Here is a 25,065-nt window from a genome sequence, read left to right as displayed (position 1 = left end):
GTGCGACCATGCCACATGCCCGAGAACGTCCCCGATCACCCGTCGCCGATGGAGACCCGCCGGGTCGACGGTGGGTCGGAGGCCCGTCCCCGGATGTCCCCCAAGCTGCGCGCGCTGTCCTGATTCACCGCCGCCGTCTGGGGCGCGATGTTCCTGCTGCACGCCCTCGACGGGAGGTCGTGCACGGTGGCCGTCTACGGGGCGTTGGCCCTGTTCCACGTCGGCTTGGCGCACCTGCCGGGACGCTGGTTCCAGGTCGACGGGGACGGGATGAGGATGAGATGGCCGCTGCGGCGGGCGTGGTCCTGGGACGACGTGGACCACGTCATCACGCCGGGCCGCTGGGACCCGGACGTCGTCCGCGTGGTGACCTCGAGCGGGCGCGTCTCCGCAGCATCGGCTTCCTCCCCGAACACGCCGCGGAGATCGCGCGCATCGGCGGAGTGCCGCTCGACCCGTCGGAACACGTCCTGCGGGACCGGACCGGCTGAGAGCCCAGCGACCGTCCGGTCCGGCGTGCTCGCCCCCGGGTCGGCCTCCCCGTCAGTCCCCGGCGCCGGCCTGCACGAACGGGGGCTTGGTGACCGTGGCGGCGACGTCGCGGCCCCGGACGTCGACGACGACCTCGTCGCCGACGCTCGCCCCGCGGTCGAGCAGGCAGAGGGCGATGCCCTTCTTCAGCGTCGGCGACATCGTCCCGGACGTGACGACCCCGATCTCGGCGCCCTCCGCGTTCTTGACGACGCACCCGGCCCGCGGGATGCCGCGACCGTCCACGAGCAGTCCCCACGCGAGGCGGCACGACTTCTCGGCGCGCTGCGCCGAGAGGACGTCCTTGCCCCAGAACGTCTCCTTGTCCCAGCCCACGGCCCAGCCCGCGCGCGCCATGTTCGGGGTGATCTCCATGCTCAGCTCGTGACCGTGCAGGGCGTACCCCATCTCGGTGCGCAGCGTGTCGCGCGCCCCGAGACCGCAGGGCAGCCCCTCGTACGGGGCCATCGCCTCGACGAGCGCGTCCCACACCGCCTCGGCCCGGCCCCACGGCATGACGAGCTCGTACCCCTTCTCCCCCGTGTAACCCGTCCGGCACACCGTCAGCGGCTCGCCGCCGAACGCGGCGTCCGCGTAGCTCATGTACTCGAGGTCCGTGGGCAGGCCGAGCGCGGCCACGACCTCAGCGGACCGCGGCCCCTGCACGGCGATGATGCCGTGGTCGTGATGGAGGTTCGTCAGCGTCAGCCCCTCGGGCAGCTCCGCGCGCATCCGCGCCACGACCTCCGTCGTGTTCGAGGCGTTGGGGATGAGGAAGACCTCGTCGTCCCCCTTGTAGTACTGGATGAGGTCGTCGACGACGCCGCCCGTCTCGGGATCGCAGCACATCGTGTACTGCGCCTTGGGCGGGGTCACCTTGCGCAGGTCGTTCGTGAAGCAGGCGTTGCAGAAGTCCGCCGCCCCGGGCCCCGAGACGAGGGCCTTGCCGAGGTGGGAGACGTCGAAGATGCCGACCCGCTCGCGCACGGCCGTGTGCTCACGCAGCACGCCACCGCCGGGGTACTCGATCGGCATCTGCCACCCGCCGAAATCGGCCATCTTGGCGCCGAGCGCGACGTGGCGCTCGTGCAGGGGCGAGGTCAACGGGTCCGTCTGCGTCATGACCGCCAACCTAGCGGCAGGGGCTTTCTGTCGCGCTCGCTTCGGCACGCACGCTCCCCTCCGTTCGCCGCTCAGAGCCTTCTGTCGCGCTCACTACGGCTCGCACGCTCCCCTCCGTTCACCGCTCAGAGCCTTCTGTCGCGCTCACTACGGCTTGCACGCTCCCCTCCGTTCGCCGCTCAGATTCTTCTGTCGCGCTCACTACGGCATGCACGCTCCCCTCCGTTCGCCGCTCAGAGCCTTCTGTCGCGCTCACTACGGCTCGCACGCTCCCCTCCGTTCGCCGCTCAGAGCCTTCTGTCGCGCTCACTACGGCTCGCACGCTCCCCTCCGTTCGCCGCTCGAATATCCTGAGGTCACGGACATCCCCGACGGCCGCCCGATCCGGACGCCGGTGCCACCCCAGCGAAAGGACCACCCGTGACGACGCTGTCCCCGTCCACCTCGGCCCCCCACGAGATCGAGGCCGACGCCCTCGTCCTCTTCGCCGTCCCCGCTCAGGGGTCGACGACGAAGGGCCGGCCCGGCGTCCGCCTCCTCGGAGCCGAGGCACTCGGCAAGAAGGCGCGGACCCACCTGACCGAGACGCTCGCCACCCTGCGCGCGGCGGGCACCGCCGGCGAGAACGTGTCGGTCACCGGCACCCCCGGAGTCGCCGCCCCGCTCGTCGTCGTCGCCGGCCTCGGCGCCCACGAACCGGGCGAGGTCCCAAGCGAGGAGACCGTCCGCCGGGCCGCCGGCGCCGCGATCCGCTCCCTCGCCGGTCGCAGCCGGGTCGTCGTCGCGGCCCCCGCGGGCGAGGCAGAAGGCGCCAAGAACGCCAAGGGCACCAAGAGCGCCCGGAGCGCCACGAGCACTGAGATCGCGAGCGGTACCGCGCTCGCCGTCGCCGCGGCCGAGGGGGCGGCGTTCGGGGCCTACCGCTTCGACCGCCACCGCAGCACGCCCGGCGAGGGGTCCGGGGCGCCCGTGGCGGAGGTCGTCGTGTGCGGCCCGTCGTCCGCCGAGCTCGACGCCGCCCTCGAGCGCGCGGCCGTCCTCGCGCAGGAGCAGGCCTGGGCCCGCGACCTCGTCAACACGAGCCCCAACGCCCTGTACCCCGCCAGCTTCGCCGACGCCGTCCGCGAGCACGCGCCCAAGCGCGTCGACGTCGAGGTCCTCGACGAGTCCGCGCTCGAGGCGGGCGGATTCGGCGGCATCCTCGGGGTCGGGCAGGGGTCGGCCCGGCCGCCCCGCCTCGTGACGATGACCTACCGCCCCCGCCGCAAGGCCCGCGCCCGCCTCGCGTTCGTCGGCAAGGGCATCACCTTCGACTCGGGCGGCCTGTGCATCAAGCCCGCCGGGAGCATGATCACGATGAAGTGCGACATGGGCGGTGCCGCCGCCGTCGCCGCGGCCGTGTCGGCGATCGCCCGCCTCGGCCTGCCCGTCGAGGTCACCGGCTACCTGTGCCTCGCCGAGAACATGCCCGGATCGAACGCGCAGCGTCCCGGCGACGTCGTGACCATGCGCGGCGGACGGACCGTCGAGATCATCAACACCGACGCCGAGGGCCGCCTCGTCATGGCCGACGGCATCGCGCTCGCCGCCGAGTCGGACCCCGACGCCATCGTCGACGTCGCCACCCTCACCGGCGCGGCGATGATCGCGCTCGGCAAGCGGACCGCCGCCGTCATGGCCAACGACGACGACCTCCAGGGCGAGCTCACGAGCGCGGCCACGGCCGCCGGCGAGAGCGTGTGGCCGATGCCGATCGCCGAGGAGATCCGGTCCGGCATGGACTCCCTCGTCGCCGACCTCAAGCACACGGGCGAGCGCGAGGGCGGCGCGATGGTCGCGGCCGCGTTCCTGCGCGAGTTCGCCGGCGCGAGCGCCGACGGCCGCCCCCACTCGTGGGGTCACCTCGACATCGCGGGTCCGGCCTACAACGAGGGCTCCGCGCACGGCTACACCCCCAAGGGGGGCACGGGGTACGGCGTCCGCACCCTCGTCGGCTTCGCCGAGTCCCGCGCCTGACCTCGGGCGGGATTCGCCGGCCCGACCCACCGCCGGCCACCCGGACGGCCGCACCCACCTCGACGCCCCCGCGACGGCGGGCCCCTGACCCCGGGCTCCGCGGCGGGGCGTCGCGGTGGCCCGAGGTCGGGCGGTTGCGGTGGGTCCGCCGGCCGGCACGGCCGGCCCGCGGCGCGGCGGGTCGACCGGGCGCGGCGGCGCGGCCCATCGGGGCCTCCGCCGTAGACTGGGGGACGTCATCGCAGGCCCGCGCGCCGCGGGGGGCCAGGGATGCCACCGCGATCCACACCGCGACCACCGGGCGTGCGCCGCAGCGTCAGGAGTCGTCCCCTCGTGAGCCAGCCCGCGCCCGCCCCGGCCCGATCGCGTCGCGGTACGCGTCCACGGCGCCTCGACGCGCTCGACGGGCTGCGGACCGTCGCCGTCTTCCTCGTCATCGCCTACCACGTGAGCCTGCCGTTCTCCCACGGCGGATTCCTCGGCGTCGACGTCTTCTTCGTCCTCTCGGGCTACCTCATCACCACGCTGCTGCTCACCGAGCTGACGCATCGCGGCCGGATCGACCTCGCCCGCTTCTGGATGCGGCGCGTGCTCCGGCTCCTGCCGGCCTCGATCGTCGTCATCCTCACGGTGCTCGTCTGGGCGATGATCGCCGCTCCCCCGTTCCGACGCCCCGGTCTCGGGGCCGACGCCCTGTGGTCGCTGCTCTACGTGGGCAACTGGCGGTTCATCTCGACCTCGAGCTACTTCGCGGCCGACGGGACGATGTCACCGCTGCAGCACGTGTGGTCGCTCGCGGTCGAGGAGCAGTTCTACCTCCTGTGGCCGCTCCTGCTCGCCGGGCTCGGCGCCCTCGCGCTGCGCCGGGCACGGACCGCCTCCGACGGCCCCATCGACTCCGCCGGCCGGAACGAGCGCAACGCCGACCGCAGGCGCCGGACCGCGACCGCCGCGCTCGTCGCGGCCGGCGCGCTGATCCTCGGGTCCGTCGTGCTCATGGCGACGCTCTACGACCCGTCCGGACCGGACCGCGCCTACATGGGCACGGACACGAAGGCCTTCGAGCCCCTCCTCGGGGCGTTCGGGGCCGCCCTCATGGCCCGACCCGGCGTCCGCCGGGTCGTCACCGAACGCAGCCAGCCGCTCATGTGGCTCGGCCTCGCCGGCGTGGTCGCGGGGGTCGCGACGCTCGGCGACTCCCACGCACCGTCCCCGCTGTACTTCCGCGGCGGCGCGTTCGCCTTCGCCCTGGCCTGCCTCGTCCTCGTGGCCGCGACGAGCGTCGCCGACCGGCGCCGGGGTCTGACCCTGGTCCTGGGGTCGACGCCGATGGCCTACCTCGGGCGCATCTCCTACGGCATCTACCTGTGGCACTGGCCGCTGGCCGTGTGGATCATCGACGGGCACGGCTTCTCGCCGCGCCGCGCCGCCCTCGTCGTCGCGCTCACCGTGGCCCTCGCCGCGCTGTCCTACCACCTGATCGAGACGCCGATCCGGTCCGGTCGCCCGGCCCGGTGGCACCCTCGCCGCGTCCTCGTGCAGGCCGCCGGGGTCATGGCCGTGGTGGCCCTCGTCACCTCGATGCTCGGCGGCACCCCGCTCAACACCGTCGTGCCCGCGCTCGCGTCGGGGACGCAGAGCGACCGCACGGTCGTCGTCGTCGGCGACAGCGTCATGCGGCGCCTCGTGCCCGCCCTCGATCCGGTCGCGGCGCGGCGCGACCTCACCGTGCTCAACGCGGCCCGCGGCGGTTGCCCCGCCATCGGGGTGCCGGCCCTCGACGTCGACGGGACACTCCTCGCCGGGGGGTCCTGTGCGCAGGAGGTCCCCGAGGCGCAGACGGAGACGATCGAGCAGGCCAAGCCCGGCGTCGTCGTCTGGTGGTCGCGCTACGAGCTCGCCGACCGCCAGGGGCCGGACGGTCGGCCCCTCGTCGCGGGCACGGACGAGTTCTGGGCGGCGCAGAAGGCGTCGCTGGCGGAGGCCGTCGACCGGCTCACGGCCACGGGCGCCCGGCTCGTCATCGTGGACGTGGACCGGGTCGGCGACGGCATCGACACCCGGTGCACGCCGCAGAAGTGCCACGCGTTCCTCGACCGGCTGCGCAACCACGACGACCTGCGCCGGACGTGGAACGGCATCGTGCGCGAGTACGCGCAGCGCGACCCTCGCGTGGTCACCGTCCGCGTCGACGACCTCTACTGCCGCGACGACGGGAACCCGTGCGACGACCACACCCCGGCGCGGCTGCCCGGCGCCCGGTTCGCCGCACCCGGCGGCGCCGAGTACGCCCGGCCGGACGGATCGCACTTCTCGGGCCCGGCCATGACCACGGTCTCGACGGGCCTGCTCGACCGCGTCGCCGAGGCGACGGGCGCCTCCTGGGGGACGCCGCCGGCGAACTGAGGCGCCCCGCGGCGGGACCCGCCCTCGTCCACCGTCGACCCGGGACGCGTCGCTCGGCCCGCGTGCCGGCCGCGCCGATGAGAGGATGGGGCCCGTCGTGTCCGGGGCCACCGTCGCCGGCCACGGCCGGCCGGGCGGCCCGACGCCGCGCGGTCGTCCCACCTCGCGTGCCGTGACCCGGCAGGAAGCAGGGCGACACCCCATGACCGCAGGCAACGACGCCTTCGACCTCATCGTGCTCGGAGCGGGCAGCGGCGGATACGCCTGCGCCCTGCGGGCAGCCCAACTCGGCCTGCGCGTGGCGCTCGTGGAACGCGCCGAGCTGGGGGGCACGTGCCTGCACCGCGGGTGCATCCCGACCAAGGCGCTCCTGCACGTCGCCGAGGTGGCCGACACGGCCCGCGAGGCCGAGTCCGTGGGCGTCCGCGCCACCCTGGCGGGCGTCGACCTCGCCGGCGTCCACGCCTACAAGGACCGGGTCGTCGGCCGCCTGTACCAGGGTCTGCAGGGTCTCGTCTCCGGGGCCGAGAAGATCACGTTCGTCCAGGGCGACGGCCGGCTCGCGGCCCCCGACGCCGTCGAGGTGGCCACGGCCGACGGTCCGCTCCGGCTGACCGCCCCGAGCGTCGTCCTCGCCACCGGTTCCCGCGCCCGCACGCTGCCCGGCCTCGACATCGGCGGGCGCATCCTCACCAGCGACGAGGCCCTGAGGCTCGAGACGCTCCCGGACCGCGTCGTCGTCCTCGGCGGCGGGGTCATCGGGGTCGAGTTCGCCTCGGTCTTCCGGTCCTTCGGGGCGCACGTGACCGTCGTGGAAGCCCTCGACCGCCTCGTGGCCGCCGAGGACCCCGCGGTGTCCACCGCCCTGGCGCGGGCGTTCAGGCGCCGCGGCATCGACGTCCGCACGGGCGCCCGCCTCGCCGGGGCGACCCAGGACGCGGACGGCGTCACCGTCACGGTCGAGTCGGGCGATCCGCTGCGCGCCGACCTCCTGCTCGTAGCCGTCGGACGGGGCCCGGTCACGCAGGGCCTCGGCTACGAGGAGGCGGGGGTCGCCGTCGAGCGCGGCTTCGTCCTCGCCGACGAGCGCTGCCGCACGAACGTCCCCGGTGTCCGCGCGGTCGGCGACATCGTGCCGGGCCTGCAACTCGCCCACCGCGGCTTCGCCCAGGGCATCTTCGTCGCCGAGGACCTCGCCGGCCTGCACCCCACCCCGCTGGACGAGAGCGGGATCCCGCGCGTCACGTACTGCGACCCCGAGATCGCCTCCGTCGGGCTCACCGAGGCGCAGGCCCGCGAACGGTACGGCGAGGTGACCACGTACGAGTACCACCTGGGCGGCAACGGCAAGAGCCAGATCCTCGGCACCACCGGGTTCGTCAAGCTCGTGCGCCGGGGCGGGGCGAACCAGACGGGGCCGGTGGTGGGGCTGCACATGGTGGGCGCGAGGATGGGCGAGCAGGTCGGCGAGGCGCAGCTCATCTACGGCTGGGAGGCGTTGCCCGAGGAGGTCGCCGCCCTCGTCCATGCCCACCCCACGCAGAACGAGTCGCTCGGCGAGGCGCATCTCGCCCTCGCCGGAAAACCGCTGCACGCCCACGCATGACCAGGGCCACGGCGTCCTAGACTCACGTCAACACCGACACGGAGGAGATCTCTCAAATGTCCGAACGCGTGACCATGCCGGCTCTTGGCGAGTCGGTCACCGAAGGAACCGTCACCCAGTGGCTCAAGAGCGTGGGCGACAGGGTGGAGGTCGACGAGCCGCTGCTCGAGGTGTCCACCGACAAGGTCGACACCGAGATCCCCTCGCCGGTCGCCGGCACCCTGCAAAAGATCCTCGTCGACGAGGACGAGACCGCCGACGTGGGCGCCGACCTGTGCATCATCGGTGACGGCGACGCCGACGACGCGGGCGGCAGCGACGAGTCCGCCTCCTCCGACGGGTCCGACGCCGAGGCGGCCAAGGAGTCCGACGAGGCCACGGCCGAGACCGAGCAGACCGTCGAGGAGACCACCTCCGCGTCCCCGAGCTCCGAGTCCGACGACCCCGAGGGCACGGCGGGCTCCGGCTCGGACTCCGGCTCCGGCGACTCGGGGTCGGGCGACGGCGAGCGCGTCACGATGCCGGCGCTCGGTGAGTCGGTCACCGAGGGCACCATCACGCGCTGGCTGAAGGAGGAGGGCGACGACGTCGAGGTCGACGAGCCCCTGCTCGAGGTCTCGACCGACAAGGTCGACACCGAGATCCCCTCGCCCGTCGCGGGCAAGCTCACGAAGATCCTCGTCGCCGAGGACGAGACGGCCGAGGTCGGCGCCGACCTCGCCATCATCGGCGGCTCCGGCGGCGGGTCCGCCGCCGAGGATGAGCCGAAGAAGGACGAGCCCAAGAAGGAGGAGCCCAAGAAGGAGGAGCCGAAGCAGGAGGCTCCGAAGAAGGAGGAGGCCGCCCCCAAGCAGGAGCAGGCCCCGACGAAGGACGAGGCCCCCAAGAAGGAGGAGGTCAAGGCGGAGCAGCCGAAGCAGGACGCGTCGTCCGACGACGTCGAGGACGCCTCCGCCTACGTGACCCCGCTCGTGCGCAAGCTCGCCGCCGACAACGGTGTCGACCTGTCCTCGCTCAAGGGCACCGGCGTCGGGGGCCGCATCCGCAAGCAGGACGTGCTCGATGCGGCCAAGGCCGCGGCCGAGCCCGCGGAGCCCGAGCAGCAGCCGGCCCCGGCGCCGGACTCCTCGTCCGCCCCGAGTGCTCCCGCGGCGCAGGCGGCTCCCGCTCCCTCCGGCAAGGGCGGCGGCGCGAGCGCCCCGGTCTCGCCGAAGCGCGGCACCACCGAGAAGATGACGCGCCTGCGCAAGATCATCGCGCAGCGCATGGTCGAGTCCCTGCAGGTCTCGGCGCAGCTCACCGCGGTCGTCGAGGTCGATATGACGCGCATCGCCGCGGTCCGGGCCAAGAACAAGGAGAGCTTCGCCGCTCGCGAGGGGGCCAAGCTGTCGTTCCTGCCGTTCATCGCGGTGGCCACGGTCGAGACCCTCAAGGCGTTCCCGTCGATCAACGCGAGCGTCGACGGCGAGAACATCGTCTACCACGACGGCGAGCACCTCGGCATCGCGGTCGACACCGAGAAGGGCCTGGTCGTCCCGGTGGTCAAGGACGCCGGCGACCTCAACATCGCCGGCATCGCCCGCAAGATCGCCGACCTGGCCCAGCGCACCCGCACGAACAAGATCGGGCCGGACGAGCTCGGTGGTGGCACGTTCACCATCAGCAACATCGGCAGCAACGGGTCGATCCTCGACACGCCGATCATCAACCAGCCGCAGGTCGCCATCCTCGGCACGGGCGCGATCGTCAAGCGGCCCGTCGTCGTGCAGGACGAGTACGGCAACGAGTCGATCGCGATCCGCTCGATGATGAACCTCGTGCTCACCTACGACCACCGCATCGTCGACGGCGCGGACGCCGGTCGCTTCCTCTCCGCGCTGAAGAAGCGCCTGGAAGAGGGTGCGTTCGACGTCTGATCCTGGCAGGGTCGGGGTGCGGGCCACCGGCCCGCACCCCATGGCAGGTCACCGCTCGACACTGCCGCCAGGAGACACTCAGGAGACACCCATGACACAGCGCGTCGCCATCACCGGAGCCTCTGGCCTGATCGGCGGCGCGCTGTCGTCGTCCCTGCTGGAGCGCGGCGACGAGGTCGTCCACCTCGTGCGGCGGGCCCCCCGCACGTCGTCGGAGGTGCGGTGGGAGCCCGGCTCCCCCCTCGACCCGGGCGCGCTCGACGGCGTCGACGCCGTCGTCAACCTCGCGGGCGCCGGCATCGCCGACCACCGCTGGAGCGCCGAGTACCGGGCCACGATCCGGCGCTCGCGGCTCGACTCGACGCGCACCCTCGTCCGGGCCCTCGCCGGGCTCGGACGCCCCGTCCGGCTCGTCAGCGGGTCGGCCATCGGCGTGTACGGCGACGATCGCGGCGAGGCGCTCCTCCCCGAGACGGCGTCGTGCGAGCCGGGGTTCCTGCCCGACGTCTGCCGCGACTGGGAGGCCGAGGCGATGCTCGCCGCAAAGGACGGCCACCAGGTCGCCCTCGCCCGGACGGGCATCGTGCTCAGCACGCGTGGCGGGGCGCTCGCCAAGACCCTGCCGCTCGCGAAGGCGGGCCTCGCGGGGCCCCTCGGCACCGGCGAGCAGTGGTGGGCGTGGATCTCGCTCGAGGACGAGGTCGCCGCACTGACGTTCCTGCTCGACCACCCCGAGATCACCGGACCGGTCAACCTCGTGGCGCCGGAGGCGGCGCGCCAGAAGGACGTCTTCGCCACGCTCGCCCGCCTCGTCTCCCGTCCGTACGGCCTCCCCGCGCCGGCCGCCGCGATCAAGTTCGGCCTCGGCGGGATGTCCACCGAGCTGCTCGGCAGCCGGCACGTCGTTCCCGAGGTGCTCACCGACGCCGGCTTCGCGTTCTCCCGGCCGGACGTGGAGTCGACGCTCGCGGCCGAGGTCACCCGCTCCTGACCGGGGCCGCGGCGCCGCTGCCGGTCCGGTCGCGGGTCGGGCCGGGAGCGGACCGGTCGGCGCCCGTCACCCGCCACCGTGCGGCCTAGACTCGGGCCATGCGTTTCGAAGTGCTCGGCCTGGACCCGGACCTCGTCGACTATCGGCAGGCGTGGGACCACCAGCGGGCGGTGCACGCGCAGGTCGTCGCGGGGACGTTGCCCGACACGACCCTCCTCCTCGAGCACGCCGCCACCTACACGGCCGGCAAGCGCACCGAGCCGCACGAGCGCCCCCTCGACGGCACGCCCGTGGTGGACGTCGACCGCGGCGGCAAGATCACGTGGCACGGCCCGGGGCAGCTCGTCGGCTACCCCATCGTCCGGCTCCCCCGCCGCCTCGACGTCGTCGCGCACGTCCGCCGGCTCGAGGACGTCATGATCGGGGTGTGCGCCGACCTCGGGGTGCACGCCGAGCGGGTCGCCGGGCGCAGCGGCGTGTGGATCCCCGCCGACGCGACCCGGCCCGAACGCAAGGTCGGCGCCATCGGCATCCGCGTCGCCCAGAACGTCACCCAGCACGGGTTCTCGCTCAACGCCGACTGCGACCTCGGGTGGGGCGGGGTGATCGTGCCGTGCGGCATCGCCGACGCGGGTGTGACGAATCTGTCGCTCGAGACGGGGCGCGACGTCACGGTCCGCGAGATCCTCCCCCTCGCCCAGGCCCACCTGAGCCGCGTGCTCGACGCGGTCGCCGTCCGCGCCGACGCGGACTGGCGTGCCGGGGTCGACGAGCCCGACACCGCGCCCCTGGCGCGCGCGGCGGGCGCGTAGGCTGGGGTACCCGCGCCACACCACGGCGCCCCGGCGCGCCACGAGGCGGTTGACGTCCTGCTGACGAACTCCCTCGTGCCGCGCGCCACGGTCGGCGTCACCCGCCGGCCGTACCCGACGTCGAACAAGGAGCCGTCCGTGACCGTCACACCGCAGGGACGCCGACTGCTGCGGGTCGAGGCCCGCAACGCGGAGACCCCGATCGAGCGGAAGCCGTCCTGGATCCGGACCACCGCGAAGATGGGTCCGGAGTACACCCAGCTGCACTCGATGGTCAAGACCGAGGGTCTGCACACCGTCTGCCAGGAGGCGGGGTGTCCCAACATCTTCGAGTGCTGGGAGGACCGCGAGGCGACGTTCCTCATCGGCGGCGACGTGTGCACGCGACGCTGCGACTTCTGCGACATCGCGACGGGCCGACCCACCGAGCTCGACCTCGACGAGCCCCGCCGGGTCGCCGAGTCGATCGCACGGATGGAGCTGCGGTACGCGACCGTCACCGGCGTGGCCCGCGACGACCGTCCGGACGGCGCCGCCGGCCTGTACGCCGACACGATCCGCGAGATCCACCGGCTCAACCCGAACACGGGCGTGGAGATCCTGCCGCCCGACTTCGGCGCCCGACCCGAACTCGTGGGCCAGGTCTTCGACGCCCGCCCGGAGGTGTTCGCCCACAACCTCGAGACGGTGCCGCGGATCTTCCGGCGCATCCGGCCGGCCTTCACGTACGAGAAGTCCCTCAAGGTGCTCTCGATGGCCAAGGCCGAGGGCCTCGTGACCAAGTCCAACCTCATCCTCGGGATGGGCGAGGAGGACCACGAGATCGACGAGGCCATCCGCGACCTGCACGACGCGGGCTGCGACATCCTTACGATCACGCAGTACCTGCGCCCGAGCAAGCTGCACCACCCGATCGACCGCTGGGTCAAGCCGGAGGAGTTCGTCCACTGGTCCGACCGGGCGCGCGAGGTAGGTTTCCTCGGCGTCATGGCGGGCCCGCTGGTCCGGTCCTCCTACCGCGCCGGCCGGCTGTGGGCGCAGGCGATGCGCGCGTCCGGCCGTACGATTCCCGAGCACCTGTCCCACCTCGATCAGGACGTCGACGCGCCCGCGCGCCAGGAGGCCGCGAGCCTCGTCGAGCGGCGCCTGACCGCCTCGTAAGGAGCGACCTCCACCGCCATGGCCCGTTTGTTGAAGAGAAGGACGGACGACGGTTCGGCGTCCGCCAAGCCGCCCAAGGAGAAGAAGCAGCGCTTCGCGCAGCTCCGTCAGGTGTTCACGCTGGCGCACCGGGCCGACCGGCTCATTGGCTGGAAAATGGCCGGCGCGATCCTCGGGATCGTGCTCGTCGGTGTCCTGATCGGCGCCGCGTTCGGCCACCCCGTGTACGGCGGGTTCCTCGCCCTCCCCCTCGGCGCGCTCGCCGCGATGTTCCTGCTCTCCCGCGTGGCCGAGAAGGCGGCGTACGGCGCCATCGAGGGTCGTCCCGGGGCCGGTGGTGCGGTCCTGCAGGGGCTGCGCCGGGGCTGGGCCTACGAACAGGAACCGGTGGCCGTCGACGGCGGTCGCGGCGCGAACCTCGAGCACGCCTCGATGGTCTACCGCGCCGTCGGGCGGCCGGGTGTCGTCCTCATCGGCGAGGGGCCGACGGGCCGCACGAACAAGCTCCTCGCGGCCGAGCGCAAGCGCGTCGGGCGCCTCGTGCCGAACGTCCCGGTCACGACCTACCGCCTCGGCACGGGTGAGGGCGAGAACGTCGTCGCCGCGCGCGAGGTCATCGGCCGGATGAAGAAGCTGAAGAAGCAGCTCACCAACCACGAGGTGACGGCGGTGAACCGGCGCCTGCACGCCCTCGCGCGGGTGGCCCCGCCGGTGCCGAAGGGCATGGACCCGCAGCGGATGCGCTCCGGGGGGCGTCCCCGGATGTGACGCGCCGGCCCCCGGGCCTCGTCACGACATCGAACGCCGCATCGGCCCGCTCCCCGTCCGGGGGCGGGCCGATTCGCGTCCGGGGCGGGAGGCGTCCGGGGCGGGACGCGTCAGGAGCGGACGAGGACCGTCCCGGCGAGGCGGTCGTGCAGGCCGCGACCGTCGCGGCCGACGACCAGGGGCGGGACGGCGAGGCAGAGCAGGAGCGCGCGCACGAGGGCGCGGCGCGGGCCGGCCCACCCGCGGGGGCAGGCGTCGACGCGCATCCCCAGGAGCCGGTGCCCGATGGTCCAGCCACCGGCGCCGACCATGAGCACGTTGATGACGAAGACGACGAGCAGGGGCTTGAAGGCGTCGAAGCCGCCCACCCCGAGCTCGAATCCGAGCAGTCCGCGCGCGATCAGCTGGGCCACCGCTCCGTCGATGAACAGGGCGAGCACACGTCGGCCGATCGGGGCCAGGGAGCCGGGACCGTCCTGCGGGAGCCCGAGGGATGCGCCGGGGTAGGCCTCGGGGTCCTGGGGCCCGCGGGCGCCGGGGCCCTCGAGCCACGAACCGATGTCTCTGCGATCGACCACGGCACCCACTCTAGGCGGCGCTCCGACGACGCCGGGCGGGTCCGGGCGGCGCGGGAGGGGCGCCGACGCGATAGCGTCGAGCACGACCAGGCCTGCGACGGCGCGACCCGGGGCCACGGCCTGAAACCCCCCGGAAACAATCGGGTGACGGTGCCGAAACCCTCCGCGCCTAACGTCGTGGGCGAACGAGATCCAGGTCGTCGCCGCGGGCGACGCCCCGAACAGGAGGCCGTGCGTGTTCAGCAAACCCGAAGAAGTCCTCGAGTACATCAGCAGCGAGGGCGTGCAGTTCGTCGACATCCGCTTCTGCGACCTGCCCGGCGTCATGCAGCACTTCAACGTGCCTGCGAAGACGGTCGACCTCGATTTCTTCACCGAGGGACAGGCGTTCGACGGCTCCTCGATCCGGGGTTTCCAGGCCATCCACGAGTCGGACATGAAGCTGTTGCCCGACATCTCGACGGCCTTCGTCGACCCCTTCCGGGTCGAGAAGACGCTCGTCATGAACTTCTTCATCGTCGACCCGTTCACGGACGACCCCTACTCGCGCGACCCGCGCAACATCGCCGCCAAGGCGGAGACGTATCTGCGGTCCACCGGGATCGCCGACACGGCGTTCTTCGGCGCCGAGGCCGAGTTCTACGTCTTCGACGACGTCCGCTTCGAGACGAAGCAGAACGCCGGCTACTACTTCATCGACTCCGTCGAGGCCGCCTGGAACACGGGCCGCGTCGAGGAGGGTGGCAACAAGGGCTACAAGACCCGGTACAAGGGCGGCTACTTCCCCGTCCCGCCGGTCGACCACTACGCCGACCTGCGTGACCTGATCTGCCAGAAGCTGGACGAGGTCGGTCTCGAGGTCGAGCGCAGCCACCACGAGGTGGGCACCGCCGGGCAGCAGGAGATCAACTACAAGTTCAACACGCTCGTCCACTCCGGCGACGACATCATGAAGTTCAAGTACATCGTCAAGAACGTCTCCTGGGAGGCGGGCAAGTCGGCGACGTTCATGCCGAAGCCGCTCTTCGGTGACAACGGGTCGGGCATGCACACGCACCAGTCGCTGTGGAAGGACGGGAAGCCGCTCTTCTACGACGAGCAGGGTTACGGCGGCCTGTCCGACATCGCCCGCTGGTACATCGGTGGTCTGCTCAAGCACGCGCCGTCGCTGCTCGCGTTCACGAACCCGACGGTGAACAGCTACCACCGCCTCGTCCCGGGCTACGAGGCTCCGGTGAACCTCGTCTACTCGGCGCGCAACCGTTCCGCGTGCGTCCGCATCCCGCTCGCGGGCACCTCGCCGAAGGCGAAGCGCATCGAGTTCCGCATCCCGGACCCCTCGGCCAACCCGTACCTGTCGTTCGCGGCGCAGCTCATGGCCGGTCTGGACGGGATCCGCAACCGCATCGAGCCCCCGGAGCCGGTCGACAAGGACCTCTACGAGCTGCCCCCGGAGGAGCACGAGAACATCGCGCAGGTGCCCGGCACCCTGCCGGAGGTGCTGGACGCCCTGGAGGAGGACCACGAGTACCTGCTCGAGGGTGACGTCTTCACCGAGGACCTCATCGCCGCGTGGATCGAGTGGAAGCGCAAGAACGAGGTCGACCCGATCCGGTTCCGGCCGCACCCGCACGAGTTCGAGATGTACTACGACATCTGACGAAGACGTAGCGGAGGGTGGGCGTCGAGCGCAGCGAGGCGCCCGCCCGAAGCGGAGTCGAGAACATGTCGTCATCGAGGACGACATCCCGACGTGGATGGGCGGATGCCGCCGGTGGAGCTTCGGCTCGACCGGCGGCATCCGCCGTTACCGGAGCGGTGCGAGTCCGGGCACTCCGCGGGCGGCGAGGGTGTCGACGGCGGCGCGGAGTCGGTCGCGGGCGGCCTCGTCGAGGCCGAGGACCGGCCGGGGCAGGTTGGGGTGCCCCACGAGGCCCAGCTCTTCGGCGAGGGCGGAGACGACCCGGTAGCTGCCGTGCGCGGAGAAGAGGTCGAACAGCGGGGCGAGTCGTTCGCTGAGCTGCGCCGTCCGGGCCGCGTCGCCGGCGGCGGCGGCGTGGACGATGTCGCGACAGGCCTCGGGGAGGGTGCCGCCGAGGACGCTGTACCAGATGTCGCACCCGGCGAGGAGGGCGTCCGCGGCCACGTGGTCGCCGCTGATGCCGATGGTGACGTCCGACGGGATCCGGGCGCGGAGGGCCTCGACCCGCCGGCGCACGGCGTCGGGGCCGCCGGTGACGGGCGGGATCTTGATCGAGGCGATGTGGGGCAGCCGGGCGATGCGGGCGTGCAGGTCGTCGTCGAACGTCACGTGGGTCGTGCCGGGGTTGTCGTAGACGACGATCGGCACGGAGGTGGCGGCGTCGACGTCGCTGAACAGGGTGTGGACCTCGTCGTCGGTCAGCGGCTGGTAGGAGACGGGCGCGAGCAGCAGCCCGGCGGCGCCGGCGGTCTGCGCGTCCGCGGCGTGGCGCCGGACCTCGCGGGTGCGTGTGGCGCCGATGCCGGCGATGACGGGTACCTCGCCGGCCTCGGCGACGGCGATCTCGACGGCCCGGGCGCGTTCGTCGGCGGTGAGGTAGGCGTAGCTGCCCGTGGAGCCCAGGACGGTGATGGAGTCGACGCCGGCGGCGGCGGCTCGGGCGACGAGGCGGGCAAAGGCGGTCTCGTCGATCCCGGCGTCGGTGACGGGCGTGAGCGGGAAGGCGCTCAGGCCGCCGGGGAGCGACCCGCGGGGGCCGCCGTTCGGCTGGGTCATGGGGCACTCCTGAGGTGGGACGCGAGGTGCCCCGCGGGTCGGGGCGGGTGGCGCGTGGCCGGCGGACGAGGGGCGGTGGCGGGCCGGCTGCATCTCGACCCCGGGGGATCTCCCGGGCCCGACGCCGGGCCGGGCCCGGGAGACGATTCTCCACCCCGAGTGCCCGCACGGTCAGGATCCGTGCGTGGTGCGAGCTTACCGAGCGGGTCACCCGGCGCGGCGCAGGCTTGGATGCATGGGTGTAGGCGTCGTATGCATGCGGGTGGCGGCTCTGGGGGCCGGGCCGTTTCAGCGTTCGGGCCGGGCCGCGCCCTCGGGGTCGATGTTCTCGAGGATGGCGTCGCCGATGCCGGCGAGCTGGGCGAGCTGGGCGCGGTCGAGGTGATCGAGGACGTACTCGCGGACGGCGGCGACGTGGTCGGGCGCGGCGCTGCGCACCTTGTCCATCCCGGCGGGCGTGATGATGGCGTGGGTGGAGCGACGGTCCGTCGCGTCCCGTTCCCGGCGGATGAAGCCCTGCCGTTCGAGGCGCTTGGCGACGTGGGACAGGCGGGACTGGGACCCGTTCGTGAGCACGGCGAGCCAGCTCATGCGCAGGCTGTGATCGGGGGACTCCGACAGCATCGCGAGGACCATGTACTCGAAGAAGGTCAGACCGTGGTCGCGGGCGAGCTCCCCGTCGAGGAGCCCGGGGAGCTTGATGAGGAGTCCGTTCAGGCCGACCCAGGCGGCGCGTTCCTCGTCGTCGAGCCACCGAGGGTCGCGGGACGGGTCACGGGAACCGTCACCCCCGACGGGGGTGGAGGCGGAACCGGTCATAGGGCGATTCTACCGAAACTTGAGCGTTCAACTATACGGGTGTCTCTCCCGGACCCCGGTCAGGAGCGGACCGGGGCGCGCCACCGGAGCATCGTCCCGCGGGGCGAGCGGGACGTGACGGAGAACGCGCCGCCGTGGGCGAGGGCCCGGTCCTGGAGGTTGACGAGTCCGCGCCGGTCTGCGGCGTCGTCGATGCCGACGCCGTCGTCCTGCACGACGACGAGGACGTCGTCGTGGACGCTGAGCAGGATCTGGGCGTCGCCGGCCCGCGCGTGCCGGACAATGTTCGACAGGCCCTCGCGCACGACGGCGAGGACGTCCTGCTCCATCCCGACCGGGACGTGCGACAGCAGCCCGTCGAAGGCGACGTCGGGCACGAAGCCGCACACCTGGGCGGCCTGGGCGACGAGGGTCTCGATCTCGGGCCCCAGCCCGCCCTCGGGGAGCCGGGAGTGCAGCTCGAAGATCGCGTGCCGCAGGTCCTTCACCGCGAGGTCGAGCTCCGAGACCGCCGCCTCGACCCGGTCGCGGGCGCTCCCCTCCAGGCCGCGGGAGGTGACCTGCAGGGACAGCCCGGTCGCGTACAGGCGCTGGATGACGTGGTCGTGCATGTCGCGGGCGATCCGGTCGCGCTCCTCGAGGAGGGCGGCCCGCTCGCGCTGGCGTTGCGCGCGGGACGCCTCGATCGCCAGACCCATGGCGTCGGCGAACCTCGTCAGGGAGTCAATGGTCTCGAACGCCCGGTGCCGGTCCTCGAACGGCCACGCCAGGGCGATGACGCCGACCTCGACCTCGCCGACGGTGATCGGGACGACGGCGCACGAGCCGAGGGTCTCGAGCCCATGGCCCGCGGCGAGCTCGTGGACGAGGTCGTCGCGGTGGGTGTCGCCGGTCCGGCCCATGACGAGGACCGGCACGCGGGACCGCAGGATGAGCGCGAACCCGATGCCCTCCAGGGGCGTCCCGACGAAGGAGTCGCGGGCCGCGGGCCCGCCGACGGCGGCGACGACGAGCGAGCCGTCGTCCTCGCGGATCGCGAGCGTCCCGAGGTCGGCGCCGCCGAGGTCGCAGGCGTGCTTGACCATGCGGGCGAGGACGCTGTGCTCGTGGCGACCCTCGAGGAGCGTGCGGGTGAGCTCGCCGAGGACCTGGGCCCATTGCTCCCGCATCTGCGCGTCGCGGTACATCTGCGCGTTCTCGACGGCGATGCCGGCGGCCGCCGCGAGGCCCTCGAGCATCGACGCGTCCTGGTCGCCGAACTCCCTGGCCCCGGGCGCGCGGGTGAGGTAGAGGTTGCCGAAGACCCGGTCGCGCACCCGGATGGGGGACCCGATGAACGGCCCCATCGGCGGGTGCCCCCGCGGGATCCCGACGGACGCCGGGTGGTCGCGGAGGTCGGCCAGGCGAAGCGGTCGCGGCTCCCGGATGAGCAGGCCGAGGATGCCGTGACCGCGGGGCGGTTCCACGAGCCGGCCGCGTTCGACCGGGTCGAGCCCGACGGTGATGAACTCGGCGAGCTCGATCCCGGCGCCGTCGAGGACGCCCAGGGCGCCGTAGCGGGCGTCGGCGAGCGTGCAGGCGGACGCGACGATGCGTTCGAGGACGACCCGCAGGTCGAGGGCGGACGAGATGGCGACCACGGCGTCGAGCAGGGAGGCCAGGCGCTCGGTGGTCCGGGTGGCCCCCTCGGCCCGTCGCCCGATCTCGGCCAGCAGGTCGTCGAGGTGGAGGCTGCCGGCCTGGGCCAGGCCCCGGGCGTGACCGCCGCCGCGGCGCGCGCCGGCCCCCCGGTCGCCGGGGTTCGGCGGCGAGGGTCGGTCAGGCATCGACGCCCGCCTGCGCGGGGGCCTGGGCGGGGGCCCCGACGATGAGGACGTCGCAGCGGGCCAGGCGGCGCACGGCCTCGAGCGCCGGGTGGTGGTCGCGACCGAGCACGAGGACGGCGGCGCCGGCGCCGATCTCGACGAGACGCTCCGCCGCACGCGAGGGGTTCAGGCGGAGGGTCTCGAAGGTCACCGGCACCCGCGTCTCGTCGCGCAGGGCGCGCAGGGCGGCCTGGAAGACCATGGACTGCCCCGCGGGGCCGTCCACGTCGCGGGGGTCCCGGCTCGCGTCGATCAGCCTGAGGAAGTGCACCCGCGCCGACCGGGTGCGGGCCTGGCGGGCCGCGGCGCGGGCGACGTCGACGGCGGAGCGCTCGTCCTCGAGCACCGCGATGACGTCGGACATCTCCATCCCCACGTGCGGGGTGACGGACCAGGCTCGACCGGGCATGAGTTCAGCGTCCGCCCCGTGCTCGCGGGCGGCCCGTGACCAAGGTCCCCTCCGCTCGCCCGGCGGTGGCCGGCGCGCGACGACCGGTCCCCCGCCGGCCGGTCGTGGACCCGGTCGGCGTCGGCGGCCCCGCGGTCGCGTGGCCATCACGGGCGGCGGCCTCCGCGCTGGTCGAGGTCGTCGGCGTGCTGGACGGCGAACACCGCCGCCTGGGTCCGCCGCTCCATGCCGAGCTTCGACAGGATCGTCGTCAGGTAGTTCTTCACCGTCTTCTCGGCCAGGGCGAGCTCGGCCCCGATCTGCCGGTTCGTCAACCCGTCGGCGACGAAGGCGAGGATGCGGCGCTCCTGCGGGGTGAGGCTGCGCAGCCGCGGGTCGGCGGGCTCCGCCGCCCCGGGATGCGCCTGCGGCGGGCCCGCCCGGTGCGGGGCGAAGAGGCGACCTCCCCGGGCCACGACCCGGATGGCCTCGACGAGGTCGGTCCCCCGCACGTCCTTGAGCAGGTAGCCGGAGGCCCCCGCCTCCTGCGCGGCGGCGAGGGCCCGGTCGTCGTCGTAGGACGTGAGGACGAGGGCGCGGATCGTCGGGTCGACCGCGCGGACGTGCCGGCACACGTCGATGCCGGACCCGTCGGGCAGCCGGGCGTCGAGGACCGCGACGTCGGGGCGGATGGCGGGGATGCGTCGGGCCGCCTCCGCGGCTAACGCCCCCTCACCGACGACCCGCAGGTCGTCCTCGAGCTCGAGCAGCTCGCGCAGCCCGCGCCGCACGATCTCGTGGTCGTCGAGGAGGTACACCCCGATCGTCATCGGCCGACACCCCGTCGGGCCCCGCCGCCACGCCGGGCCCCCGTGGGCGGGTCGGTGTGCGGCGCGGCCGGGTCGTGTCCGTAGAAGAGGTGCTCGGTCACCGCCCGCGCGCGGCGCGCGACCCGCCGGTACCGCTCGCCCAGCTCCCAGCCGCGGCCCGCTCCCCCACCGAGGATGCGATGGATCCCGTCCGCGTCGCGGACGTCGTCGGGCAGCGATTCGGCGCCGCGCACCCGGTAGAGCACGGCCGCGTTGCGCACCCCCGAGGCGAGCCGCCAGGCCTCCTCGAGGACGGCGGCGTCGGCGGGCTCGATGAGCTTCGCCTCGGCCGCCGCGTGCAGCGCCGACATCGTGCCCGTGGTGGCCAACGCCGGCACCTCGTGCGCGTGCTGGAGCTGGAGGAGCTGGATGGTCCATTCGACGTCGGAGAGCCCGCCGCGCCCGAGCTTGAAGTGCGTCTTGGGGTCGGCGCCGCGCGGGAGGCGCTCGGACTCCATCCGCGCCTTGAGGCGGCGGATCTCGGTGAGGGCCGCGGCGCTCAGCCCGCGGGACGGGTGGCGGATCGGGTCGACGAGGGCCTCGAACTCGCGCCGGAGCTCCGCGTCGCCGGCCACGCCGCGGGCGCGGAGCAACGCCTGGGCCTCCCACGTCGCCGACCACCGGTCGTAGTAGGCGCGGTACCCCTCGATCGTCCGCGACACGGGGCCCGCCTTGCCCTCGGGGCGCAGGTCGAGATCGACCTCCATCGACGGATCGGGCCCCGGCGAGCCCACGAGCCGGCGTAGCTCGTGGACGACGGCCGTGACGAACTCGGTCGCCGCCCGCTCGTCGACGCCCGCCGCCGGCCGGTGGACGACGACGACGTCGGCGTCGGAGGCGTAGCCGCACTCGGCGCCGCCGAGCCGGCCGAGCCCGATGAGCGCGATGTCGGCGCTCACACCGTCGTCCCGGTCGAGCGAGACCTTCTTCGTCGCGATGTAGAGCGCGACCTCGAGGAGGGCCTCCGTGACGTCGGTGAGCGCGCGGGCGACGGCGTCGTCGTCGATCGCGTCGACGAGGTCGGCGAGCGCGATGCGGAACAGCTCCTGGCGCCGGATGACCCGGGCGGCCGACATCGCGGCCGGCGCGTCGTCCTTGCGCCGCACGGCGGCCCGCATCGTCGTCAGGACCTCCTCACGCGTGCGCGGCACGAGGCCGCTCTCCTCGGCGAGGATCTGCACCGACTCGGGCGCCTGCATGAGCAGGTCGGCGGCGTACTTGCTCCGGGCGAGGACGTGGGCGAGGCGTTCGGCGGCCCGGCCCTCGTCGCGGAGCATCTTCAGGTACCAGTGGGTGCTGCCGAGGGAGTCGCTGAGCTTGCGGAAGGTGAGCAGGCCGTAGTCGGGGTCGCTCTCGTCGGCGAACCAGCCGAGCATGACCGGCAGCAGGGTCCGCTGGATCGCCGCGGTGCGGTTCGTGCCGCTCGTGAGGGCCTCGAGGTGGCGCAGCGCGCCGGCCGGGTCGCGGAAGCCCAGCGCGAGCAGGCGGGCCCGGGCGGCCTCGGGGGTGAGCCGGGCCTCGTCGGCCGTCAGCTTGGCCGCCGCAGAGAGCAGGGGCCGGTAGAAGAGGCGCTGGTGCAGCCGACGCACCTCGACCTTCTGGGCGCGCCAGGCGGCGATGACCTCCTCCCCCGGCTCGCTGCGGTAGCCGACGCTGCGGCCGATGCGGCGCAGGTCGGCGGCGTCGGTGGGCATGAGGTGGGTGCGGCGCAGCTTGTAGAGCTGGATGCGGTGCTCGAGGGTGCGCAGCAGCCGGTAGGCGTGGTCGAGCTCGACGGCGTCCTCACGCGCGACGTAGCCGCCGTGCGCGAGCGCCGCGAGACCGACGAGGGTCGTCCCGCTGCGCAGCGAGGGGTCGGTGCGACCGTGGACGAGCTGGAGGAGCTGCACGGTGAACTCGACGTCACGCAGCCCGCCGACGCCGAGCTTGATCTGCCGCTCCGACTCCCGGCTCGGCACGTTGTCCTCGACGCGGCGGCGCATGGCCTGCACGTCCTCGACGAAGTTCTCGCGCTCGACGGCGCTCCAGATGAAGGGCCGGATCGCGTCGAGGTACGCGGCGCCGACCTCGCGGTCGCCCGCGGCGGTCCGCGCCTTGAGCAGCGCCTGGAACTCCCACGTCTTGGCCCACCGGCGGTAGTAGCGCTCGTGGCTCTCGACGGTGCGCACGAGGGGGCCCTGCTTGCCCTCCGGACGCAGCGCGGGGTCGACGGGCCACAGCGTGCCCTCGGCGGTGGACGCCGAGCACGTGCGCATGAGCGTGGTCGCGAGCGTCGTCGCGGCCGCGACGGTCGCCGCCTCGTCGGTCTCCGACGCGCGGGACGGTGCGGCGCCCGACGAGCCGGACCCGTCGCCGCCCCCGCCCTCGGGCGCGTCGCCGGGCGGCTCGGCGACGAAGACGACGTCGACGTCGGAGACGTAGTTGAGCTCGCGGCCCCCGCACTTGCCGAGCGCGATGACGGCGAGCCGCGTGATCGCGGCCTCCTCCGGGTGCTCCTGCCGCGCGACCGACAGGGCGGCCTCGAGGGCGGCGCCGGCGAGGTCGGCGAGCGCCTCGGAGGTCTGCGGCAGGGTGAGGGTGGGGTCATCGCACGACAGGTCCAGCGCGGCGATCTCCAACAGGTGGGCCCGGTAGGCGACGCGGAGCGCGTCGGCCCCGCTGCGGTCGCCGCGGACCTGCGGCGACACGGCCCGGACGAGGTCGTCGGAACGCGACTGCGCGTCCCACAGGCCGGCGTCGGCCGCGCGCGCCCAGTGGCCGGGGTGGCGCTGGAGGTGATCGCCGAGCGCCGCGGAGGCCCCGAGCACGGCGAGCAACCGGGCCCTGCGCGGACCGTCGGACCCGAGCACCTCGCGCAACTCGTCGACGCGGTGGGCGTCCCGGCCCAGGTGCCCCGGGCCGTCGGCCGCCTCGAGCAGGCGCACGAGCCCGAGGAGGGCGACGTCGGGATCCGCCGTGCGCCCGATCGCCCGGAGCAGCCCGTTCTCGTCGGCGTCGGCGTCGGCGAGCCCCGCCAGGGCGGGGTCGGCGGCGAGCGAGCCGGCCCGGGCGGGCTCGTCGAAGCCCCACCGGGCGAACTGGGCCGCCGCGCTGCCCTTGCGCCGTGCCCCGGTCACAGCCGCGGAAGGAGATGGGTGAGCTCGAACGGCGTCACCTGGGCGCGGTAGTCGGCCCATTCCTGCCGCTTGTTGCGCAGGAAGACCTCGAACACGTGCTCGCCGAGGACGTCGGCGACGAGCTCGGAGCGCTCCATGATGTCGATGGCCTCGGACAGCGACGCCGGGAGCGCGCGGATGCCGAGGGCGTGCCGCTCGGCGTTCGTCAGGCGCCACACGTCGTCCTCGGTCTCCTCGGGGAGCACGTACTCCTCCTCGATGCCCTTGAGGCCGGCGCGCAGCAGCACGGCGAAGGCGAGGTAGGGGTTGCAGGCGGCGTCGAGCGTGCGGACCTCGATCCGGGAGCTGTTCTCCTTCTGCGGCTTGTACATCGGCACGCGCACCATGGCGCTGCCGTTGTTGTGCCCCCACGAGACGTGCGCGGGGGCCTCGGCGCCGCCCCACAGCCGCTTGTAGGAGTTGACCCACTGGTTGGTGACGGCCACGATCTCGGGACCGTGGTGCATCAGGCCCGCGATGAACTGCCGCGCCACCTTACTGAGCTGGTATCGACCGCCGGCCTCGTAGAACGCGTTCTGGTCGCCCTCGAACAGCGACAGGTGGGTGTGCATGCCCGAGCCCGGGTGACCCGACAGCGGCTTGGGCATGAAGGACGCGAAGCAGTCCTGCTGGAGCGCGACCTCCTTGATGACCGTGCGGAACGTCATGATGTTGTCGGCCGTGGAGAGCGCGTCGGCGTAGCGCAGGTCGATCTCCTGCTGGCCGGGGGCGCTCTCGTGGTGGCTGAACTCGACGGAGATGCCCATCGCCTCGAGCATGCTGATGGCGTGACGGCGGAAGTCGTGGCCGTCGCCCTGGGCGACGTGGTCGAAGTACCCCGCGTCGTCGACGGGGACCGGCTGCTCCCCCGGCACGACGGGCTTGCGGAAGAGGAAGAACTCGATCTCGGGGTGCGTGTAGAACGAGAACCCCATGTCGCCGGCCACCTTGAGGGCCCGCTTGAGCACGTGGCGCGGGTCGCCGGGGCTCGGGGATCCGTCGGGCAGGAGGATGTCGCTGAACATGCGGCCGGTGCCGGGCGGCGAGCCGCGCCACGGCAGCACCTGGAAGGTGCCCGGATCGGGCAGGACGAGCATGTCCGACTCGGTGATGCGGGTGTACCCCTCGATGGCGCTGCCGTCGAAGCCCAGGCCCTCCTCGAAGGCGGGTTCGAGCTCGGCCGGGGCGACGGCCACGGACTTCAACGTCCCGAGGACATCGGTGAACCACAGCCGGATGAAGCGGATGTCGCGCTCCTCGACGGTGCGCAGCACGTACTCCTGTTGACGGTCCATGACTCGATC

At 73.4% G+C, this 25,065-nt stretch carries 18 protein-coding genes; 9 read left to right on the top strand and 9 right to left on the bottom strand.

What is annotated here, in order from left to right; translation table 11 throughout:
* Window positions 1-543 precede the first annotated feature (543 nt).
* A complete protein-coding gene (gcvT, locus tag ICW24_RS12935) occupies window positions 544-1,653 on the bottom strand; it encodes a glycine cleavage system aminomethyltransferase GcvT (protein WP_226346132.1) in 1,110 nt (369 codons plus the stop codon).
* A gap of 420 nt (window positions 1,654-2,073) precedes the next feature.
* On the opposite strand from gcvT, the gene ICW24_RS12930 reads away from it, so the two are divergent.
* From ICW24_RS12930 to ICW24_RS12895, 8 genes are all read left to right on the top strand, one after another.
* A complete protein-coding gene (locus tag ICW24_RS12930; protein WP_226346131.1) occupies window positions 2,074-3,669 on the top strand; it encodes a leucyl aminopeptidase in 1,596 nt (531 codons plus the stop codon).
* A gap of 333 nt (window positions 3,670-4,002) precedes the next feature.
* On the top strand, window positions 4,003-6,075 hold the full coding sequence (locus ICW24_RS12925) for an acyltransferase family protein (protein WP_226346130.1): 2,073 nt from the start codon (window positions 4,003-4,005) through the stop codon (window positions 6,073-6,075).
* 202 nt (window positions 6,076-6,277) lie between these two features.
* The gene (lpdA, locus tag ICW24_RS12920) at window positions 6,278-7,681 is read left to right on the top strand and encodes a dihydrolipoyl dehydrogenase (protein ID WP_226346129.1); all 1,404 of its coding nucleotides are present in this window, start codon (window positions 6,278-6,280) and stop codon (window positions 7,679-7,681) included.
* A gap of 56 nt (window positions 7,682-7,737) precedes the next feature.
* Window positions 7,738-9,597, top strand: a complete 1,860-nt coding sequence (sucB, locus tag ICW24_RS12915) for a 2-oxoglutarate dehydrogenase, E2 component, dihydrolipoamide succinyltransferase (protein WP_226346128.1) — start codon at window positions 7,738-7,740, stop codon at window positions 9,595-9,597.
* Window positions 9,598-9,688: 91 nt separating this feature from the next.
* Window positions 9,689-10,588 (top strand): TIGR01777 family oxidoreductase, encoded by a 900-nt coding sequence (locus ICW24_RS12910; protein ID WP_226346127.1) that lies wholly within the window; start codon window positions 9,689-9,691, stop codon window positions 10,586-10,588.
* A 98-nt stretch (window positions 10,589-10,686) separates the two neighbouring features.
* Window positions 10,687-11,400 carry a lipoyl(octanoyl) transferase LipB gene (lipB, locus tag ICW24_RS12905; RefSeq protein ID WP_226346126.1) on the top strand — a complete coding sequence of 238 codons (714 nt, stop codon included), beginning with the start codon at window positions 10,687-10,689 and terminating at the stop codon, window positions 11,398-11,400.
* Window positions 11,401-11,538: 138 nt separating this feature from the next.
* On the top strand, window positions 11,539-12,561 hold the full coding sequence (gene lipA / locus ICW24_RS12900) for a lipoyl synthase (RefSeq protein ID WP_226346125.1): 1,023 nt from the start codon (window positions 11,539-11,541) through the stop codon (window positions 12,559-12,561).
* 18 nt (window positions 12,562-12,579) lie between these two features.
* On the top strand, window positions 12,580-13,329 hold the full coding sequence (locus ICW24_RS12895) for a DUF4191 domain-containing protein (protein WP_226346124.1): 750 nt from the start codon (window positions 12,580-12,582) through the stop codon (window positions 13,327-13,329).
* 110 nt (window positions 13,330-13,439) lie between these two features.
* On the opposite strand, the gene ICW24_RS12890 is transcribed toward ICW24_RS12895, so the two are convergent.
* Complete coding sequence (locus tag ICW24_RS12890; protein WP_226346123.1) at window positions 13,440-13,907, bottom strand: RDD family protein; 468 nt, start codon at window positions 13,905-13,907, stop codon at window positions 13,440-13,442.
* A gap of 235 nt (window positions 13,908-14,142) precedes the next feature.
* On the opposite strand from ICW24_RS12890, the gene glnA reads away from it, so the two are divergent.
* A complete protein-coding gene (glnA, locus tag ICW24_RS12885; protein ID WP_226346122.1) occupies window positions 14,143-15,567 on the top strand; it encodes a type I glutamate--ammonia ligase in 1,425 nt (474 codons plus the stop codon).
* A gap of 147 nt (window positions 15,568-15,714) precedes the next feature.
* On the opposite strand, the gene ICW24_RS12880 is transcribed toward glnA, so the two are convergent.
* The 7 genes from ICW24_RS12880 to ICW24_RS12850 all read right to left on the bottom strand — a co-directional run bounded on the left by ICW24_RS12880 (window position 15,715) and on the right by ICW24_RS12850 (window position 25,056).
* Window positions 15,715-16,665, bottom strand: coding sequence for a dihydrodipicolinate synthase family protein (locus ICW24_RS12880; RefSeq protein ID WP_226346121.1), 951 nt, complete (start codon window positions 16,663-16,665; stop codon window positions 15,715-15,717).
* A 288-nt stretch (window positions 16,666-16,953) separates the two neighbouring features.
* Window positions 16,954-17,484, bottom strand: a complete 531-nt coding sequence (locus ICW24_RS12875; protein WP_226346120.1) for a MarR family winged helix-turn-helix transcriptional regulator — start codon at window positions 17,482-17,484, stop codon at window positions 16,954-16,956.
* Window positions 17,485-17,543: 59 nt separating this feature from the next.
* Complete coding sequence (locus tag ICW24_RS12870) at window positions 17,544-19,310, bottom strand: sensor histidine kinase (RefSeq protein WP_226346119.1); 1,767 nt, start codon at window positions 19,308-19,310, stop codon at window positions 17,544-17,546.
* Window positions 19,303-19,758 carry a hypothetical protein gene (locus tag ICW24_RS12865; RefSeq protein ID WP_226346118.1) on the bottom strand — a complete coding sequence of 152 codons (456 nt, stop codon included), beginning with the start codon at window positions 19,756-19,758 and terminating at the stop codon, window positions 19,303-19,305. Before ICW24_RS12865 ends, ICW24_RS12870 begins: the two co-directional genes overlap by 8 nt.
* Before the next feature lie 146 nt (window positions 19,759-19,904).
* Window positions 19,905-20,567, bottom strand: coding sequence for a response regulator (locus ICW24_RS12860; protein ID WP_226346117.1), 663 nt, complete (start codon window positions 20,565-20,567; stop codon window positions 19,905-19,907).
* Entirely contained in the window at window positions 20,564-23,722 is a 3,159-nt protein-coding gene (locus tag ICW24_RS12855; RefSeq protein WP_226346116.1) for a bifunctional [glutamine synthetase] adenylyltransferase/[glutamine synthetase]-adenylyl-L-tyrosine phosphorylase, read from the bottom strand. The genes ICW24_RS12860 and ICW24_RS12855 overlap by 4 nt, the downstream gene beginning before the upstream one ends.
* A complete protein-coding gene (locus ICW24_RS12850) occupies window positions 23,719-25,056 on the bottom strand; it encodes a glutamine synthetase family protein (RefSeq protein ID WP_226346115.1) in 1,338 nt (445 codons plus the stop codon). Before ICW24_RS12850 ends, ICW24_RS12855 begins: the two co-directional genes overlap by 4 nt.
* Window positions 25,057-25,065: the final 9 nt, after the last annotated feature.

This window comes from Agilicoccus flavus (assembly GCF_014857905.1).
GTDB classification, from domain to species: domain Bacteria; phylum Actinomycetota; class Actinomycetes; order Actinomycetales; family Dermatophilaceae; genus Agilicoccus; species Agilicoccus flavus.
Note: the sequence above shows the minus strand (reverse complement) of the source record. Positions and strands in the feature narration are given on the sequence as shown.

What these genes read in the sequence shown, in the direction of transcription:
- ICW24_RS12880 (WP_226346121.1), bottom strand. Translation starts at nt 16,665, where the DNA reads ATGACCCAGCCGAACGGCGGCCCCCGCGGGTCGCTCCCCGGCGGCCTG.
- lipB (WP_226346126.1), top strand. Translation starts at nt 10,687, where the DNA reads ATGCGTTTCGAAGTGCTCGGCCTGGACCCGGACCTCGTCGACTATCGG.
- gcvT (WP_226346132.1), bottom strand. Translation starts at nt 1,653, where the DNA reads ATGACGCAGACGGACCCGTTGACCTCGCCCCTGCACGAGCGCCACGTC.
- sucB (WP_226346128.1), top strand. Translation starts at nt 7,738, where the DNA reads ATGTCCGAACGCGTGACCATGCCGGCTCTTGGCGAGTCGGTCACCGAA.
- ICW24_RS12850 (WP_226346115.1), bottom strand. Translation starts at nt 25,056, where the DNA reads ATGGACCGTCAACAGGAGTACGTGCTGCGCACCGTCGAGGAGCGCGAC.
- ICW24_RS12895 (WP_226346124.1), top strand. Translation starts at nt 12,580, where the DNA reads ATGGCCCGTTTGTTGAAGAGAAGGACGGACGACGGTTCGGCGTCCGCC.
- ICW24_RS12875 (WP_226346120.1), bottom strand. Translation starts at nt 17,484, where the DNA reads ATGACCGGTTCCGCCTCCACCCCCGTCGGGGGTGACGGTTCCCGTGAC.
- lpdA (WP_226346129.1), top strand. Translation starts at nt 6,278, where the DNA reads ATGACCGCAGGCAACGACGCCTTCGACCTCATCGTGCTCGGAGCGGGC.
- ICW24_RS12910 (WP_226346127.1), top strand. Translation starts at nt 9,689, where the DNA reads ATGACACAGCGCGTCGCCATCACCGGAGCCTCTGGCCTGATCGGCGGC.
- ICW24_RS12860 (WP_226346117.1), bottom strand. Translation starts at nt 20,567, where the DNA reads ATGACGATCGGGGTGTACCTCCTCGACGACCACGAGATCGTGCGGCGC.
- ICW24_RS12865 (WP_226346118.1), bottom strand. Translation starts at nt 19,758, where the DNA reads ATGCCCGGTCGAGCCTGGTCCGTCACCCCGCACGTGGGGATGGAGATG.
- ICW24_RS12870 (WP_226346119.1), bottom strand. Translation starts at nt 19,310, where the DNA reads ATGCCTGACCGACCCTCGCCGCCGAACCCCGGCGACCGGGGGGCCGGC.